Here is a 14372-nt window from a genome sequence, read left to right as displayed (position 1 = left end):
GTCCGCGATCTTGTCGGGCGTCAAGTCCTCCCACATCAAACCGCACGGTCGGCGACGGCTCGCGCACGGGATCACCTCGTCAGGGTGACGATGCGGTCGACGCTGAATTCGTGCTCGGTATTGGGAATCTCGTCCTCGATGGCCTGAAGCTGGTACACCGGTGCGACGATGTCGGTCTTCTCGGTGACGAGGCCGGCTTCGATTGGAAGGGCAACTTCAAGGTCGCATTGCCCGGCGACCTCGCCGATCCGGGCACCGGAGCGGTTCACGGCGGCGTTGCCGCAGACGGCGATGTCAATGGATCGCACCTCATCCACACGGACCTGCCACGCAACCCGAGCCGTGCCTTCTTCTCGGCTGTCTCCTCGGGTGAGATCAAGAGTCCGTCCACGGACAGCGGCCACGACGAGGCACTGGCCGAATCCACTCCACCCTTCACCGCGAACTCCCGCTGATGAACGTCCGAGGCGTACTCGGCGCACCCGGCCACCACCCGAGAGCACGACGGCCGGACCCACGCATCAAGGTCGAGGCCATTCCTCTCGCTGCCCCCTTGATCGGTCCGGGTGCTCTCAGCCACCGAGCCCACCGCCGAAGGCCTGCGCCGGTACACAACGCGTGCACGGGTTGGCTTTCTCGATCTCCGCGCAGACCGCCTCGAAGCCTCAGCATGGCAGGGCCCTTCCGCGACCGCGGGACGTTCCGATCTTCACTCTTTCGGGTCAACCGTCCCTGGTCTTTGCGCTCGTTGACGCCCCTGCGGGCATCTCCCCGGTGCGGGGAGCTCGGCGACCGACAGGAGGCGTCGAACATGGCAGCGCATAACGCCGTAGCCCGACAGGTACCTGCCCCGTCGGCGGGCCACGGGCCCCTGACCCGGTGGGCTCACGACTCCGCCCTGCACGCTGTCCCCAACGACTGCCCGCACATGGGTGGCCTGCGGTTCGCTTTCTACGGACGGGTCTCCACCGAGGACCACCAGGACCCGGCCACCTCACGAGCCTGGCAGCTGCTGGGCGCCCAGGCGCTGGCGTCCGGACACGGGCGGATCGTTGCCGAGTACTTCGACGTCGGCCGCAGCCGGACCGTCCCCTGGGCCCGCAGGCCGGAAGCAGCTGCGCTGCTCGCCGCGATGGCCGCCCCGGACCGGGACTTCGACGCGGTCATCGTCGGCTCCAGCGAACGCGCCTTCTACGGCAACCAGTTCGCCGCCATGGCCCCGCTCTTCGATCACTACGGGGTGGAGGTGTGGGTGCCGGAACTGGGCGGCGCCATCGACCCGCAGATCGCCGGCCAGGAAGAACTCATGATCCTCCTCGGCATCCTGTCCAAACGGGAGATCGCCCGCGCCCGCATCCGGGTCCGCAGCGCGATGACCGTGCAGACCCGCGACCAGGGCCGCTACCTCGGCGGCCGACCTCCCTACGGATACCGGCTCGCCGACGCAGGTCCGCACCCCAACCGGACTTTCGCCCGCCGCGGTGTACGCATCCAACGCCTGGACATCGATCCGGAGTGCGGGACCGTCGTGTCCTGGATCTTCGCCCAACGCCTCGCCGGGCACAGCGTGGCCCACATCACCCGTGCCCTCAACGATGCCGGCATCCCCAGCCCGTCCGCTGCCGACCCGGGGCGCAACCCGCGCCCGACCAGCCGGCGGTGGGTCCTCACCACGGTGCGCTCCATCCTGGCCAACCCCCGCTACACCGGCCACCAGGTCTGGAACCGGCAGCGCACCGACCACGACCTCATCGACCCCGCCAACACCAGCCTCGGCCACCGCGACGTGATGCGCTGGAACGCCCCCACCGACTGGATCATCTCAACGACACCGGCGCACCCGGCACTGGTCAGCGAGGCCGACTTCGTCACCGTCCAGCACACTCGCGCCGCCCGGCAGACAGCACCGGGACGGACGTACACCCTGGCGGGACTACTGCGCTGCGCAATGTGCGGACGCCGGATGGAATCCCACTGGACCCACCGCCCCGCCTACCGGTGCCGGCACGGCCACTCCAGCGCCACCCCGCCCCTCCCCCACCGGACACCCAACGCCTACGTCCGCGAAGACCACGTAATGCCCCACCTGCCCGCACTGATCATCCGCCTTACCCACCACACGACCGAGCTGAACATCTCGGCAGCCCCACCATCGCCCGCCAACGCCGTCGAGCACCTCCGCACCGAATCGATCGCCGTCATCTTCGACCCGACCACCCGGACCCTGACCGCAGACACCCCCCGAGGAGAAAGGATCACCATCGGCTGACCGGCACCGCAGCAGCACAGCGAGCGCATAAAGGAGGAAGTCACAAGCCTGCCGAGACGACAGAACACCCGCGCCCAGCCGGAAGCCGGAGGCGGGTGTCGGTCTGCCCTGCCCGTGAAACGGGACTCAGGGGGCAATGGTGTGTCCGAGGGGGGACTTGAACCCCCACGCCCGATAAAGGGCACTAGCACCTCAAGCTAGCGCGTCTGCCATTCCGCCACCCGGACCAGGTGTCCGTCGCCTGGCCGGGGGTGTTCCCCGCGGCGACATGGACAACAATACCAAGCTTTCGGAGTGCCTTTCACCTGCGTTTCCGTCGGCATACCCGCAGGTGGGCGGCGCCTCACCATACGTGTCCGGACCGCTACCGCGCGGGCCCCGTCCCTTCCGTCCGCGCCTGGCCCGGCGCAGGTCCGGGCCAGGGCTCACCACACCGTGGGCATCGTCCGCCCGGGTGCTCGTCGTCACGGCATGAGCTGGTACTCCGGGAAGTTCCCCGGTGGCCGCTCCCCCGCCGGACCCTGCGTCACCGCCCGCACCAGCAGTTCCCCGCCGACGAAGGCGCCCCGCCAGGACGCGCCCAGGCCGCCGAACAGTTCGTCGCGGTCGCCGCGGGAGCGTGGCGTGCCGTGGCCGACCTTGAAGGCGCGGATCTGCGGGGCCAGACGCGCGAAGGTGGCCTCGTCGTCGGTGGAGAGGGTGGCGACCAGCGCGCCGTTGGAGGCGTTCATGGCGGCCAGCAGTTCGGCCTCGGTGTCGACCAGGACGATCGTGTCGACCGGGCCGAACGGTTCCGCGTGATGGAGGGGTGACGACGGGGGCGGATTGAGGAGGGTGACCGGGTGGACGTACGCCGACGTGTCCTGGCCGGGCAGGAAGCGGGCGCCGGCCGGGCTGCCGCGGTGCAGCGGGACGGCGCCGCGGTCGACGGCCTCGGCGACCTGGTCGGTCAGGTCCTTGGCCTTGGCCGCGTTGATCACCGGCCCGAAGTCCAGTTCGGGGGGCTGGTCGGCCGGGTCGGCGACCGCGAGGGGGTGGCCGACGCGCAGCTCGCGGACGGCCGGCAGGTAGGCCGAGAGGAACTCGTCGAAGAGCTCGCGCTGGACGACGAAGCGCGGGTAGGCGGTGCAGCGCTGTTTGCCGTAGTCGAAGAGCTTGGGGACGACGGCGGTGAACGCGGCCCAGTCGGTGAGGTTCCAGATGCCCCAGGTGTTGAGTCCCTCCTGTTCGAGCACGTGCCGTTTACCGAGGTCGGTGACGGCCGTCGCCACCGCCGCCCCCGTGTCCCGGCCGCCGACGAAGGAGACACAGCCGATCTCGGGCGCCCGCACCAGCGCCTCGGACAGCTCGCCCCCGCTGCCGCTGAGCAGCGTCACCGGCAGGCCCTCGCGGGCGGCCAGCGCGCAGGCCAGGGTGAGACAGGCGACCCCGCCGTCGGTCGGGGTCTTCGCCACCACCGCGTTGCCCGCCAGAGCCTGCACCAGTACCGCGTGGACCAGCACGCTCATCGGGTAGTTCCAGCTGGCGATGTTGGACACCGGCCCGTCCAGCGGGGCCCGCCCCGCGAGCATCGGCTCGATGCCGTCGACGTACCAGCGCACCCCGTCGATCGCCCGCTCGACGTCCGCCAGGGCGAGCCGCCAGGGCTTGCCGATCTCCCAGACGAGGAGCAGGGCGAGGAGTTCGCGGTGTTCGGTCAGGGCGTCCAGGGTGGCGGCCACCCTGGCCCGGCGCTCCGCCAGCGGGACGTGCCGCCAGGCGCGGTGCTGGTCGAGGCAGGCGCCGACGGCCCGGCGGGCGGTCTCCCGGTCCAGGCGCGGGGCGCCGGCTATGGGGCTGCCGTCGACGGGGCTGGTCGCGGGGAGCGGACGGCCGTCGGACCGCCAGGCGGCGGCCCAGAGGTTGCGGACGCGGTCGTCCCGGAAGGCCTCGGGGGCGACGGTGAGGCAGCGCCGCCAGGCGTCGTCCCAGGCGGTGCCGGGTTTCACGGCGAGATCCACGGATCAGCTCCCTTCCGGCCGACGCGCGTCGAGCAGTTCCAGGACCAGCCGGGCGGTCTCGGTCGGCGTGCTTCCCACCCGCACCCCGGCCGCCTCCAGCGCCTCCTGCTTGGCCCGCGCGGTACCGGCCGAACCGGAGACGATGGCACCCGCGTGGCCCATCGTGCGGCCCTCGGGCGCGGTGAACCCGGCGATGTAGCCGACGACCGGCTTGGTGACGTGCTCGCGGATGTGGGCGGCGGCCCGTTCCTCCGCGTCACCGCCGATCTCCCCGATGAGGACGACGAGTTCGGTGTCCGGGTCCTCCTGGAAGGCGCCGAGGCAGTCGATGTGGCTGGTCCCGACGACCGGGTCACCGCCGATGCCCACGCAGGTGGAGAAGCCGATGTCCCTCAGTTCGTACATGAGTTGGTAGGTCAGCGTGCCCGACTTGGAGACGAGCCCGATCCGGCCGGGCTTGGTGATGTCGGCGGGGATGATGCCCGCGTCGGACTGGCCCGGGGTGATCACCCCCGGGCAGTTGGGGCCGATGATCCGGGTGCCCCGGTCCCGGGCGTACGACGTGAAGGCCACCGCGTCGTGGACCGGGATGCCCTCGGTGATCACCACCGCGAGGCCGATGCCGGCGTCGGCCGCCTCCAGCACCGCCGCCTTGGCGAAGGCGGGCGGCACGAAGACCACGGTGACGTCGGCGCCGGTCGCCGCCATGCCCTCGGCGACCGTGCCGAAGACCGGTAGCGCCCGTTCGCCGAAGTCGACGGTCCGGCCGGCCTTGCGCGGGTTGACCCCGCCGACCACGTCCGTCCCGGCCGCGAGCATCCGGCGGGTGTGCCTCATGCCCTCGCCGCCGGTCATGCCCTGGACGAGGACCTTGCTCTCCTTGGTGAGGTAGATCGCCATGTCCCGGCTCCTCAGGCGGTGTGGGCGAGTTCGGCGGCGCGGCGGGCGGCGCCGTCCATGGTGGTGGCCTGTTCGACCAGGGGATGCGCACGGCCGTCCAGGATCGCCCGGCCGCGTGCCGCGTTGTTTCCGTCGAGGCGGACCACCAGCGGCCTGGTCAGCCGGACGGCCTCCAGGGCCCGCACGATGCCGTCGGCGACCGCGTCGCACGCCGTGATCCCGCCGAAGACGTTGACGAGGACGGACCTGACGGCCGGGTCGGAGAGGATGACGGACAGGCCGTCGGCCATGACCTGGGCGGACGCGCCGCCGCCGATGTCCAGGAAGTTCGCCGGGCGCGCGCCGCAGCCGGCCACCACGTCCAGGGTGGACATCACCAGGCCCGCGCCGTTGCCGATGATGCCGACCTCGCCGTCCAGCTTGACGTAGTTGAGCCCCTTCGCCGCGGCCGCCGCCTCCAGCGGGTCGTGCCGCTCGGCCGCGTCGTCTCCCCAACGGGCCTGCCGGAAGCGGGCGTTGTCGTCGAGTGTGACCTTGCCGTCGAGGGCCAGGATCCGGCCCTCCCGGGTGCGCACGAGCGGGTTTACCTCGACCAGCAGGGCGTCCTCGCGGACGAGTACCTGCCAGAGCCGTACCAGGACGTCGGCGGTCTGCGGCGGCAGACCGGCGGCGCCGGCGATCTCCTGCGCCGTGGCGGAGGTGACGCCGACCGCGGGGTCGATGCGCACCCGCGCCACCGCCTGCGGCCGGGTCGCGGCCACCTCCTCGATCTCGGTGCCGCCCTCCGCGGAGGCGATCGCCAGGAAGCCGCCGGCCGCCCGGTCGAGGACGTAGGAGACGTAGAACTCGCTCTCGATGTCCACCGGTTGGGCCAGCATCACCTTGCTGACCGTGTGTCCTCTGATGTCCATGCCGAGGATCTGACGGGCCGTGAGTTCCGCCGCGGCCGGATCGGCGGCGAGTTTCACCCCGCCCGCCCTGCCCCGGCCACCGGTCTTGACCTGCGCCTTCACGACGACCCTGCCGCCGAGCCGGCGGGCGATCTCGCGGGCCTCCTTGGGCGAGTCGGTGACCTCGGCCCTCGGCACCACGATGCCGTGTTCCTCGAAGAGTTCCCTTGCCTGGTGTTCGTACAGGTCCATTTCGGCTCCTGTCTGGAAAGTGCCGCACGCCCCTGGACACCACCCACCGGATGCGGGATAACAAGGTTCATACAGTATTCGTCGACTGTATGCAATCTACCGCGAGAGCGTTCCAACCCCCTACGAAGGGACAGGACTTCGCCATGCCCGACGACACCCAGGACGTGATTTCCGGTGGTCATCTCGTTGCGAAGGCGCTGAAGGCAGAGGGGGTCGACCGCATCTACACGCTGTGCGGCGGCCACATCATCGACATCTACGACGGCTGCGTCGACGAGGGCATAGAAGTCGTCGACGTCCGACACGAGCAGGTGGCAGCCCACGCCGCCGACGGCTACGCGCGCATCACCGGCAGGCCCGGGTGCGCTGTGGTGACCGCCGGTCCGGGTACCACCGACGCGGTCACCGGGGTCGCCAACGCCTTCCGCGCGGAGTCCCCGATGCTGCTGATCGGCGGTCAGGGGGCGCTCGCCCAGCACAAGATGGGGTCCCTCCAGGACCTGCCGCACGTCGACATGATGACGCCGATCACCAAGTTCGCGGCGACCGTCCCGGACACGGCGCGCGCCGCCGACATGGTGTCGATGGCGTTCCGGGAGTGCTACCACGGCGCGCCCGGACCCTCCTTCCTGGAGATCCCGCGTGACGTGCTGGACGCCAAGGTCCCGGCGCAGAAGGCGCGGGTCCCGAAGGCGGGCGCCTACCGCGCCTCCACCCGCTCCGCCGGCGACCCCGAAGCCGTCGAACGGCTCGCCGACCTCCTCGTGCACGCGGAGAAGCCGGCCATCCTGCTGGGCAGCCAGGTCTGGACGACCCGGGGCGCCGCGGCCGCCGTCGACCTCGTCCGGGCCCTCGACATCCCGGCGTACATGAACGGCGCCGGACGCGGCACCCTGCCGCCCGGCGACCCGCACCACTTCCAGCTCTCCCGCCGGTACGCCTTCTCCAACGCCGACGTCATCGTGGTCGTCGGCACCCCCTTCGACTTCCGCATGGGCTACGGCAAGCGCCTCTCCCCCACCGCGACCGTCGTGCAGATCGACCTCGACTACCGCACGGTCGGCAAGAACCGGGACATCGGCCTGGGGATCGTCGGGGACGCCGGGCTCGTCCTGAAGTCCGTCGCCGAGGCCGCGTCCGGCCGCCTCAACGGCGGTGCCGCCAGGCGCAAGGAGTGGCTCGACGAGCTGCGGGCCGCCGAACGGACGGCGCTGGAGAAGCGGTTGCCGCACCTGCGCTCGGACGCCTCCCCCATCCACCCCTACCGTCTGGTCAGCGAGATCAACGACTTCCTCACCGAGGACTCGATCTACGTCGGCGACGGCGGCGACATCGTCACCTTCTCCGGGCAGGTCGTGCAGCCCAAGTCGCCGGGCCACTGGATGGACCCGGGCCCGCTCGGCACCCTCGGCGTCGGTGTCCCCTTCGTGCTCGCCGCCAAGCAGGCCCGCCCCGACAAGGAGGTGGTCGCCCTCTTCGGCGACGGCGCCTTCTCCCTCACCGGCTGGGACTTCGAGACCCTGGTCCGCTACGACCTCCCGTTCGTCGGGATCGTCGGCAACAACTCCTCGATGAACCAGATCCGTTACGGCCAGGCCGCCAAGTACGGCAAGGAGCGCGAGCGGGTCGGCAACACCCTCGGGGACGTGCACTACGACAAGTTCGCCCAGATGCTGGGCGGTTACGGCGAGGAGGTCCGCGACCCCGCCGACATCGGCCCCGCCCTGCGCCGGGCCCGGGAGTCGGGCAGGCCGTCGCTGATCAACGTCTGGGTCGACCCGGACGCGTACGCCCCCGGGACCATGAACCAGACCATGTACAAGTGAGGTGGAACTCCCATGACCACCAAGGCACTTGAGGGCATACGCGTCCTCGACATGACCCACGTCCAGTCGGGCCCCTCCGCGACCCAGCTGCTCGCCTGGCTCGGTGCGGACGTCGTCAAACTGGAGGCGCCGACCGGTGACATCACGCGCAGGCAGCTGCGCGACCTCCCGGACGTCGACTCCCTCTACTTCACGATGCTCAACTGCAACAAGCGGAGCATCACCCTCAACACCAAGACCGAGCGCGGCAAGGAACTCCTGACCGAGCTGATCCGGCGCTCGGACGTGATGGTGGAGAACTTCGGACCGGGCGCGGTCGACCGGATGGGGTTCACCTGGGACCGCATCAAGGAGATCAACCCGCGGATCGTGTACGCCTCCATCAAGGGGTTCGGGGAGGGTCCGTACACCGACTTCAAGGCGTACGAGGTCGTCGCCCAGGCGATGGGCGGGTCGATGTCGACCACCGGCTTCGAGGACGGCCCGCCGCTGGCCACGGGCGCGCAGATCGGTGACTCGGGCACCGGAGTGCATACAGTGGCCGGGATACTGGCGGCACTGTTCCAGCGCGAGCACACCGGCCGCGGCCAGCGCGTCAACGTCGCCATGCAGCACGCCGTACTCAACCTCTGCCGGGTCAAGCTGCGCGACCAGCAGCGGCTCACGCACGGTCGGCTCGCCGAGTACCCCAACGAGGACTTCGGCGACGAGGTGCCCCGCTCCGGCAACGCCTCCGGCGGCGGCCAGCCCGGCTGGGCGGTCCGGTGCGCGCCGGGCGGCCCGAACGACTACGTGTACGTCATCGTGCAGCCCGTCGGCTGGCAGCCCATCACCCACCTCATCGGCCGGCCGGAGCTCGCGGCGGACCCCGAGTGGGCCACCCCGGAGGCCCGCCTCCCCAAGCTCAACAAGATGTTCCAGCTGATCGAGGAGTGGTCCTCGACGCTCCCCAAGTGGGAGGTGCTTGAGCAGCTCAACGCCCGCAACATCCCGTGCGGGCCGATCCTGTCCACCAAGGAGATCATCGAGGACGAGTCGCTGGTCGCCAACGGGATGGTGGTGACCGTCCCGCACCCCGAGCGCGGCGAGTTCGTCACCGTCGGCAGCCCGCTCAAGCTCTCCGACTCCCCGGTCGACGTCACCGGTTCGCCACTGCTCGGCGAGCACAACGAAGCGGTCTACATCGGCGAACTCGGTCTCGGCGACGAGGAGTTGCGCCTGCTCAAGTCGAACGGGGTGATCTGACGTGATGGCGGAGGACCGGGAGCTGCGGGTCCGTACGCTCCTCGACTCGGTGCGCGCGGAGGGCCGTACGGCACTCACCGCGCCCGAGGGCAAGGTGATCGCCGACGCGTACGGGATCGCCGTACCGGGCGAGGAGCTGGCGACGGACGTGGACGAGGCGGTGGCGTACGCGGCGCGCTTCGGCGGACCGGTGGTCATGAAGATCGTCTCGCCGGACATCCTGCACAAGACCGACGCGGGCGGGGTGATCGTGGGCGTCGAGGGCGCGGCGGACGTACGGGGCGCCTTCCACCGGATCATCGAGAACGCGCGCGCCTACGACGCCGACGCGCGTATCGAGGGCGTCCAGGTCCAGGAGTTGCTGCCGAAGGGGACGGAGGTCATCGTCGGCGCGGTCACCGACCCCACCTTCGGCAAGGTCGTCGCCTTCGGGCTGGGCGGGGTGCTGGTGGAGGTGCTCAAGGACGTGACCTTCCGGCTCGCGCCGGTCACCGCCGACGAGGCACTGTCGATGCTGGACTCCGTCAAGGCCGCCGAGGTGCTGCGCGGGGTGCGCGGACAGGCGGGCGTGGACCGGTGGGCGGTCGCCGAGCAGATCCGCCGGGTCTCCCAACTGGTCGCGGACTTCCCCGAGATCGCCGAGGTGGACCTCAACCCGGTGATCGCGACCCCGGAGGGCGCCATCGCCGCCGACATCCGGATCATCCTGGCGGAGCAACAGCCGCCACCGCGCAGGAAGTACACACGCGAGGAGATCCTGGAGTCCATGCGCCGGCTGATGCAGCCCCGTTCGGTCGCCGTGATCGGTGCCTCCAACGAGCAGGGCAAGATCGGCAATTCGGTGATGCGCAACCTCGTGGACGGCGGCTTCGCCGGGGAGATCCATCCGGTGAACCCCAGGGCCGATGACATTCTGGGCCGCAAGGCGTACAAGAGTGTCACGGACGTTCCCGGTGAGGTGGATGTGGCCGTCTTCGCCATCCCCGCCAAGTTCGTGGCGGCGGCGCTGGAGGAGGTGGGCCGGAAGCGGATCCCCAACGCCGTACTGATCCCGTCCGGTTTCGCGGAGACCGGCGAGGAGGAGCTCCAGGCCGAGATCGTCGCGATCGGCGAGCGGTACGGCATCCGCCTCCTCGGCCCGAACATCTACGGCTACTACTCCACCTGGCAGGACCTGTGCGCCACGTTCTGCACGCCGTACGACGTGAAGGGCGGGGTGGCGCTGACGTCCCAGTCGGGCGGGATCGGCATGGCCATCCTGGGCTTCGCCCGCACCACCAAGACGGGTGTGTCGGCGATCGTCGGCCTCGGCAACAAGTCGGACCTGGACGAGGACGACCTGCTGACCTGGTTCGGCGAGGACCCGCACACCGAGTGCATCGCGATGCATCTGGAGGACCTGAAGGACGGCCGCGCCTTCGTGGAGGCCGCGCGGGCGACCGTACCGAAGAAGCCGGTCGTGGTCCTCAAGGCGGGCCGTACGGCGGCCGGTGCCAAGGCGGCCGGATCGCACACCGGCGCGCTCGCGGGCGACGACGCGGTGTACGACGACATCCTGCGGCAGGCGGGGGTGATCCGCGCGCCCGGCCTGAACGACATGCTGGAGTACGCGCGCGGCCTGCCGGTGCTGCCGGCACCGCGGGGCGACAACGTCGTGATCATCACCGGCGCGGGCGGCAGCGGTGTCCTGCTCTCCGACGCCATCACCGACAACGGGCTGACCCTGATGGAGATACCGCCGGACCTGGACGAGGCGTTCCGCCGCTTCATCCCGCCGTTCGGCGCCGCCGGCAACCCGGTGGACATCACGGGCGGCGAGCCGCCGTCGACGTACGAGGCGACGATCCGGCTGGGCCTTGAGGACCCGCGGATCCACGCACTCGTCCTCGGCTACTGGCACACCATCGTCACCCCGCCGATGGTCTTCGCCGAACTGACGGCCCGGGTGGTCGCGGAGTTCCGCGAGCGGGGCATCGAGAAGCCGGTCGTCGCCTCGCTCGCGGGGGACGTCGAGGTCGAGGAGGCCTGCCAGTACCTGTACGAGCGGGGGGTCGTGGCGTACCCGTACACGACCGAACGGCCGGTGGCCGTGCTCGGCGCCAAGTACCGCTGGGCGCGGGCGGCCGGGCTGCTGGGGAGCGATCGGACGGAGAGCGCGCGGTTGGGGGGCGGGTCATGACGTAGCCGAGGAAGGGGCCGGCCGGCGGAGCGCGTCCCCGGCCGGCCCCGGGACCCGTGCGCGCGCGAAAGGCATTGGACAGGGGGCGCTGGCCAGAACTTTCGACGCAAGGGGTGCTGAGCGAACATGTCATCCATCGATCTATCGCCGTCCGTCCCCTTCAGGGAGGTGACGGACCGCAACGGCCGCAGATACCGGATCGGCGAACGCGATGTCGATCTCATGGGCCGGCCACGCAAGTGGATGGTCGTCCTGCCCTGGGTGGGCATGATGGGCATCAGCTCCGCCGAGTACGCGTTCACGTCGGCGGAGGACACGCTGCACGAGGCGCATCTGTGGAGCAGCGGGCACATCTTCTGGCTGATGGGCGTCTGGGTGTTCTTCCAGGCGGCCGTGGCCTTCCCGGCCGGGCAACTGCGGGAGAGCGGAAGGCTTTCCGCACGGACGGCCATGCTGATGGGCGCGGCCGGCACGCTGCTGGGCTATCTGGCGCTGGCGTTCGCGCCGAACGTGGTCGTCGCCTATCTCGGCTTCGGCATGTGCAGCGGTATCGGCGCCGGTCTCGTCTACGCGACCTGCGTGAACATGGTCGGCAAGTGGTATCCGGAGCGCAAGGGCGGCAAGACGGGCTTCGTGAACGGCGGTTTCGCCTACGGGTCGGTGCCCTTCGTCTTCCTCTTCACCTCGGTCCTCGACCTGAGCAACTACAAGGTGCTCCTCTCCTCGGTCGGCATCGGGCTGTGCCTGGTGGTGGCGTCGGCCGGCTGGTTCTTCAAGGACCCGCCGAAGAACTGGTGGCCGCCGCAGGTCGATCCGCTCAAGGTCACTCAAGACCCGAAGATACGACGGGCGTTGGCGAAGAACCCGCCCGCGGTCAAGCAGTACACCCCGAAGGAGGCCGCCCGCACGCCCGTCCTGTGGATGATGTGGTTCTGTCTGCTCTGCACCGCGGGGATCAACATCTTCGGCATCGCCTTCCAGGTGCCGTTCGGCAAGGACATGGGTTTCGCGGGCGGGATTGTGGCCACGGCCATGTCCCTGAAGGCGATCGTCAACGGCACCGGACGCGGCGTCATCGGCTGGATCTCGGACCGCTACGGCCGCCGCCACACGCTCGTCATCGTGTGCATCGTGCTCGGCACGGCGCAGTTCGGTGTCCTGGTCTCCGGCCAGACGCACAGCATGCCGTTCTTCCTGTTCTGCTCCATGGTCTCCGGGTTCGGCGGCGGGGCGATCTTCCCGCTCTTCGCGGCCATGACGGCGGACTACTTCGGTGAGAACAACAACGCCACCAACTACGGGATGGTCTACAGCTCCAAGCTGATCTCCGGCCTGGTGGGCTCCGGTCTGGGCGCGGTCGTCGTCGGTGAGTGGGACTACCACGGCGCGTTCGTGCTCGCGGGCTCCGTGGGCCTGGCCTCCGCAGTGCTGGCCCTCTTCCTCAAGGCACCGGGCAGGCCCAGCGCCCGGCGCATCGTCCCCAACCCGCAACCGCTCGGCGAGGAGATGGCGTGACTTGGCTTCCTCGCCCACCTAACGGCGGGGGATTCCCACCCTCGCGGGTGAGGCTTTCTGCTTCATCGACGACTGCCCCGTCCGGGAGGACTCCCGTTGAGGTCTTACACCGTCTCCACAGGCAGACACCGCCAGCCCGGCGGCCAGAATGTTCTTCGCCGCGTTCACGTCGCGGTCATGCACCGCACCGCAGCCACACGTCCACTCACGGACGTTCAACGGCAGCGTCCCGCAGACTGTGCCGCAGGCCCCGCACAGTTTGCTGCTGGGAAACCAGCGGTCCACAACCACGAGTTCACGCCCATACCAGGCGCACTTGTATTCCAACATCATCCGCAGGTCTCGCCAGGCCGCATCCGATATGGCGCGGGCCAGCGTGTGGTTCCTGACCATGTTGCGGACGGTGAGATCCTCGATCACGACCGTTTGGTTCTCACGGACGAGACGAGTCGACAGCTTGTGCAGGAAGTCGCGACGCCTGTCGGCGATCCGCGCGTGGACCTTGGCAACGCGACGCCGAGCCTTCTCGCGATTCGCCGAACCCTTCGCCTTACGGGACAACTCCCGCTGAGCCTTCGCCAGGCGGACGCGGTCCCGTCGCCCATGCTTTGGGTTGGCGATCTTCTCCCCTGTGGACAGGGTTACCAAGGACGTGATCCCGGCGTCCAGGCCCACCGCCGCGTCCGTGGCAGGTGCGGCGGTGATGTCGTCCTCGCAAAGAAGAGAGACGAACCAGCGCCCCGCCGCGTCGCGGGACACCGTGACCGTGGTCGGCTCCGCACCTTCGGGGAGGGGCCGCGACCAACGGATGTCCAGAGGCTCCGCCATTTTCGCGAGCGTCAGACGCCCCTCACGCCACTTGAAACCGGAGCGTGTGAACTCGGCCGACGCCCGGGACTTCTTCCGGCTTTTGAACCGCGGGTACTTGGACCGCTTGGCGAAGAAGCTTCCGAACGCCGTCTGAAGATGTCGGAGCGCCTGCTGGAGCGGGACGGAGGACACCTCGGAGAGGAAGGCGAGCTCCTCAGTCTTCTTCCACTCCGTAAGCGCTGCGGACGATTGCACGTAAGAGATCCGGCGCTGCTCGCCGTACCAGGCCTGTGTGCGCTCCTCCAGCGCCTTGTTGTACACGAGGCGGACGCAGCCGAACGTGCGGGACAGCTCCGCTGTCTGCTCGTCCGTGGGATAGAAGCGGTACTTGAAGGCCCGCTTGACCTGCCGCGTCACGCTTCACATTCTATCAGGTTCCGTGTAAGCAACGCTCGTTGGGCGGTCGACGGACCGCTCCCCCGCTGC

The 14372-nt window shown here is 69.8% G+C and carries 11 protein-coding genes and 1 tRNA gene; 5 read left to right on the top strand and 7 right to left on the bottom strand.

From position 1 onward, the window contains the following. Positions 1-71 precede the first annotated feature (71 nt). Positions 72-317 carry a 5-formyltetrahydrofolate cyclo-ligase gene (locus IEZ11_RS51270; protein WP_229713506.1) on the bottom strand — a complete coding sequence of 82 codons (246 nt, stop codon included), beginning with the start codon at positions 315-317 and terminating at the stop codon, positions 72-74. Continuing rightward, positions 266-439 carry a hypothetical protein gene (locus IEZ11_RS51265; protein ID WP_229713513.1) on the bottom strand — a complete coding sequence of 58 codons (174 nt, stop codon included), beginning with the start codon at positions 437-439 and terminating at the stop codon, positions 266-268. Before IEZ11_RS51265 ends, IEZ11_RS51270 begins: the two co-directional genes overlap by 52 nt. A gap of 489 nt (positions 440-928) precedes the next feature. Here IEZ11_RS51265 and IEZ11_RS33365 point away from each other — a divergent pair, with 489 nt between their 5' ends. Continuing rightward, positions 929-2269: a recombinase family protein gene (locus IEZ11_RS33365; protein ID WP_189266683.1), complete on the top strand. Its 1341-nt coding sequence runs from the start codon at positions 929-931 to the stop codon at positions 2267-2269. A gap of 142 nt (positions 2270-2411) precedes the next feature. Here the strand turns inward: IEZ11_RS33365 and IEZ11_RS33360 are convergent. From IEZ11_RS33360 to sucC, 4 genes are all read right to left on the bottom strand, one after another. Continuing rightward, positions 2412-2496: transfer RNA gene (locus tag IEZ11_RS33360), tRNA-Leu, on the bottom strand. Between the two features lie 237 nt (positions 2497-2733). Then, positions 2734-4269 carry an aldehyde dehydrogenase family protein gene (locus IEZ11_RS33355; RefSeq protein ID WP_189266682.1) on the bottom strand — a complete coding sequence of 512 codons (1536 nt, stop codon included), beginning with the start codon at positions 4267-4269 and terminating at the stop codon, positions 2734-2736. Between the two features lie 3 nt (positions 4270-4272). Continuing rightward, positions 4273-5169 carry a succinate--CoA ligase subunit alpha gene (gene sucD, locus IEZ11_RS33350; protein WP_189266681.1) on the bottom strand — a complete coding sequence of 299 codons (897 nt, stop codon included), beginning with the start codon at positions 5167-5169 and terminating at the stop codon, positions 4273-4275. Between the two features lie 11 nt (positions 5170-5180). Next, positions 5181-6311 (bottom strand): ADP-forming succinate--CoA ligase subunit beta, encoded by a 1131-nt coding sequence (sucC, locus tag IEZ11_RS33345; protein WP_189266680.1) that lies wholly within the window; start codon positions 6309-6311, stop codon positions 5181-5183. A 143-nt stretch (positions 6312-6454) separates the two neighbouring features. Between sucC and IEZ11_RS33340 the strand changes: the two genes are divergently transcribed. The 4 genes from IEZ11_RS33340 to IEZ11_RS33325 all read left to right on the top strand — a co-directional run bounded on the left by IEZ11_RS33340 (position 6455) and on the right by IEZ11_RS33325 (position 13076). Further along, a complete protein-coding gene (locus IEZ11_RS33340; RefSeq protein WP_189266679.1) occupies positions 6455-8137 on the top strand; it encodes a thiamine pyrophosphate-binding protein in 1683 nt (560 codons plus the stop codon). 12 nt (positions 8138-8149) lie between these two features. Further along, a complete protein-coding gene (gene frc / locus IEZ11_RS33335; RefSeq protein WP_189266678.1) occupies positions 8150-9382 on the top strand; it encodes a formyl-CoA transferase in 1233 nt (410 codons plus the stop codon). A gap of 4 nt (positions 9383-9386) precedes the next feature. Continuing rightward, positions 9387-11561 carry an acetate--CoA ligase family protein gene (locus tag IEZ11_RS33330; RefSeq protein WP_189266677.1) on the top strand — a complete coding sequence of 725 codons (2175 nt, stop codon included), beginning with the start codon at positions 9387-9389 and terminating at the stop codon, positions 11559-11561. A gap of 126 nt (positions 11562-11687) precedes the next feature. Next, on the top strand, positions 11688-13076 hold the full coding sequence (locus IEZ11_RS33325; RefSeq protein ID WP_189266676.1) for an OFA family MFS transporter: 1389 nt from the start codon (positions 11688-11690) through the stop codon (positions 13074-13076). A gap of 18 nt (positions 13077-13094) precedes the next feature. Here the strand turns inward: IEZ11_RS33325 and IEZ11_RS33320 are convergent, their stop codons facing one another. Further along, the gene (locus tag IEZ11_RS33320) at positions 13095-14303 is read right to left on the bottom strand and encodes an RNA-guided endonuclease InsQ/TnpB family protein (RefSeq protein ID WP_189266675.1); all 1209 of its coding nucleotides are present in this window, start codon (positions 14301-14303) and stop codon (positions 13095-13097) included. Positions 14304-14372 lie beyond the last annotated feature (69 nt).

Source organism: Streptomyces fuscichromogenes, assembly GCF_014645815.1.
GTDB classification, from domain to species: domain Bacteria; phylum Actinomycetota; class Actinomycetes; order Streptomycetales; family Streptomycetaceae; genus Streptomyces; species Streptomyces fuscichromogenes.
Note: the sequence above shows the minus strand (reverse complement) of the source record. Positions and strands in the feature narration are given on the sequence as shown.

Coding starts and splice junctions, on each gene's coding strand:
- IEZ11_RS33365 (WP_189266683.1), top strand. CDS start 929: ATGGGTGGCCTGCGGTTCGCTTTCTACGGACGGGTCTCCACCGAGGAC.
- sucD (WP_189266681.1), bottom strand. CDS start 5,169: ATGGCGATCTACCTCACCAAGGAGAGCAAGGTCCTCGTCCAGGGCATG.
- sucC (WP_189266680.1), bottom strand. CDS start 6,311: ATGGACCTGTACGAACACCAGGCAAGGGAACTCTTCGAGGAACACGGC.
- IEZ11_RS33340 (WP_189266679.1), top strand. CDS start 6,455: ATGCCCGACGACACCCAGGACGTGATTTCCGGTGGTCATCTCGTTGCG.
- frc (WP_189266678.1), top strand. CDS start 8,150: ATGACCACCAAGGCACTTGAGGGCATACGCGTCCTCGACATGACCCAC.
- IEZ11_RS33330 (WP_189266677.1), top strand. CDS start 9,387: ATGGCGGAGGACCGGGAGCTGCGGGTCCGTACGCTCCTCGACTCGGTG.
- IEZ11_RS33325 (WP_189266676.1), top strand. CDS start 11,688: ATGTCATCCATCGATCTATCGCCGTCCGTCCCCTTCAGGGAGGTGACG.